The organism is Streptomyces sp. 13-12-16 (assembly GCF_002114215.1).
Classification (GTDB): domain Bacteria; phylum Actinomycetota; class Actinomycetes; order Streptomycetales; family Streptomycetaceae; genus Streptomyces.
In genome coordinates this window covers 1-2,426 of the sequence record NZ_NCTE01001391.1, presented here as the reverse complement: position 1 = coordinate 2,426, position 2,426 = coordinate 1, and the positions used below count along the sequence as shown (strand labels likewise).

Annotated in this window: 2 protein-coding genes; both read right to left on the bottom strand. The window is 74.6% G+C overall.

The window, feature by feature from the left end; genetic code table 11:
• Positions 1 to 115: 115 nt before the first annotated feature.
• Positions 116 to 1,090: a GNAT family N-acetyltransferase gene (locus tag B7767_RS41310; protein WP_179167533.1), complete on the bottom strand. Its 975-nt coding sequence runs from the start codon at positions 1,088 to 1,090 to the stop codon at positions 116 to 118.
• Between the two features lie 229 nt (positions 1,091 to 1,319).
• The coding region (locus B7767_RS41305; protein ID WP_256923763.1) for a hypothetical protein at positions 1,320 to 2,426 on the bottom strand (1,107 nt) is incomplete at its 5' end.

The window sequence follows — 2,426 nt, the reverse complement described above, 5'->3', positions numbered from 1 at the left end:
GGCCGGGGGTTCCCCCGCCACTGATGAACCGCCACGACCCGAACCGTCGCCTCGAACCGAACCGCAAGCCCGTCGAACGGCATCAGGGCCCCCGGAGCCGGGTACGGCGGTCGGCTCAGCGCCAGTCGTCGATCACGTAGGCGTCCGAGTGGCTGTAGCCGGGTTCGTTGGGCCTGTGCATGGTCACGCCCTGCAGCCAGGTGCGGAAACCGCGGTCGGCCATGCGCCGGTAGGCGTCCTGGCGGGCCAGGTTCGTTCCGGCGTCCAGTTGCCCCAGCCCCTTCTCGGCGGCCAGTTGCTCGCACGCGTCCAGCAGTCGTTCGAACCGGTCCGCGGCGTCCGGGCCGGGGCGTACGGCGCCGAACTTGACGAAGCACACGTCCTCGCCGGCCTCCGACCCCGCTCCGCAGTGGCAGACGGCCAGACCGTCGAGGCCGGAGCCCGCGCCCTCGAGGAGGACGGTGTCACCGAGCCCCTGCGCCTGTACGGCCGTGATCTCGCGCTCCAGGCTCAGGCCCTCGTGCACGGCCCCCGTCAGTGCGCGAGCGAGGCCCAGTGCGTCGGGCCGCTCGGCGGCGGTCAGCTCGCCGTACAGCACGCGGCCGGGGACCACGGCGCTGACGGTGACCCGTTTCCTCATGACGGCGGTGAGGAACCGGGGCCAGAAACCGTACCGGCGGTAGAGCTCGAGGTGCTTGGGACTGTGCGAGAAGGTGAACAGGCCGAGGTGGCGGTTCTCCCAGGTGTCGAAGCGGTCCATGACCGGTTCCATGAGGCGCCTGCCGATGCCCCGGTCCCACAGGTCCGGACGTACGGTCAGCGGGCCGAAGTACCCGACGCTGCCCCAGTCGGCGGCGAAGTTCGATCCGACGACCTCGCCCTCGACGGTCGCCGCGAAGGCGGCCCGCGGATCCGCCGCCCAGCGGGTGCGGACGTAGTCGGCGGTTCCGAAGAACGTCTCCGGCTCGGGGAGCCCGAGGAAGGTCCCGAAGGCGACCCTGAAGATCTCGTCGGCCCGATCCAGGTCCGGCTCGACCAGCGGTCGGACCGACACCGGGACGGCGACACTCGTTCGCTTCGCTGCGGACATGACCGCTCTCCTTTCCGCCCCCGGTTCCATCGCACCACGGACGCGCGCCGCGGGCGAAGCGGCAGGTCCGGCGACACCTCGAGGGTCGAACGGCCGCCTCCCCGGCGACCGGGCTGCCGCGCTCCCCGACGGCCGGACGGCCGTCTTCCCGCCGGTCGACGACCCCGCCGGGCCCCGCCCGCCGGGGTCGTCGTCGTGGCCCCTGCGAGCCGTTCCTGTCGGGGGCGCGCTAGAGGAGGGGGCAGGTGAGGGGCAGGACGCGTTCGGTCAGGCGGCCGGTGAGGTGGGTGTCGGTGAGGGCGGCCCCGGTGAGCCAGTCCGCCGCGGTCAGGCGGTCGATCAGGCCCTGGAGTCCGTCGGGGTCGGCCGGGACCTGGGCGGCGAGGGTGTCCAGGGCGATGCCCTGGCCGCCGGGGCCGAGGCGGCCCGAGGCGTCGGTCCGGGTGGCCAGCGTCAGGGCGAGCAGCCGGGGGCCGGCGGGGGCCTTGGACTTGCGGAGCTTCTTGTCCGTCACGACCCGCTGGGCCCAGCCGGAGAGCTTGGGCCGCATCTTCCTGCCGAACGTGAACGGGCCCGTCCCGTCCTCGGGGGGCACCAGGGAGGGGACGGTGATCGGGGTGGGGCTCTCCGGCCGGGAGGCGAGCAGGTCGTCGACGGTGCCGGGGAGGGACAGCCAGCCGCAGCCGGTCAGCTTCTCGACCAGGTCCCGCGGATCGCTCAGGCCCAGCCCGTTGACGTCCTGGCCGACGAGGTTGCCGGTGCCGGTGTGCGCGGTGCGCAGGGTCAGCATCAGTGCCAGCAGCCGTGCCTCCGGTCCGGGCAGCGGGGCGTGGCCGGCCACGTGCGTGAGGACGGAGCGCGCGTGCTCCCACTGCGTCGGTACGGTCAGCAGCCGCGTCACGGCCGGTCCGTCGCCGTCCGTGACGCCGCCGGTGCGCTGCTGGTGCTGGCGTCGGATGGTGGCGGCGGCCTGCTCGGCGCGCCGGGCCTCCTCCCGCAGGTCGTCGTCGCCGGTGACACCGGCCCAGGCGGTGAAGGCGCGGGCCTTGCGTTCCTGGAGGTCGGCGAGGAGCGCCAGGTCGGGCTGCTCGCGCCGCTGGTAGGCGCGGAAGAGGTCGCCGAGTTCGATGAGCTCGTCCCGCAGGGTGTCGGGCAGCAGGTCGTGCGGGACGACCCGCTGGGCGATCTTCCCCTGCCGCGGGCGGCGCCGCGCGGGCACGGAGCGGGGGGTCGGGGCCGGAGCCGCCGTCCCGGTGGGGGGCTGGTGGTCGGAGAACTGCGGCACGCCCACGCCCGTGGTGACGGGGGCCGGGCGTTCGGCGGTCCGCGGGGCGGG

Bases quoted from the DNA above. Each gene is read 5' to 3' on its own strand.
- B7767_RS41310 (WP_179167533.1), bottom strand. From the start codon at position 1,090: ATGTCCGCAGCGAAGCGAACGAGTGTCGCCGTCCCGGTGTCGGTCCGA.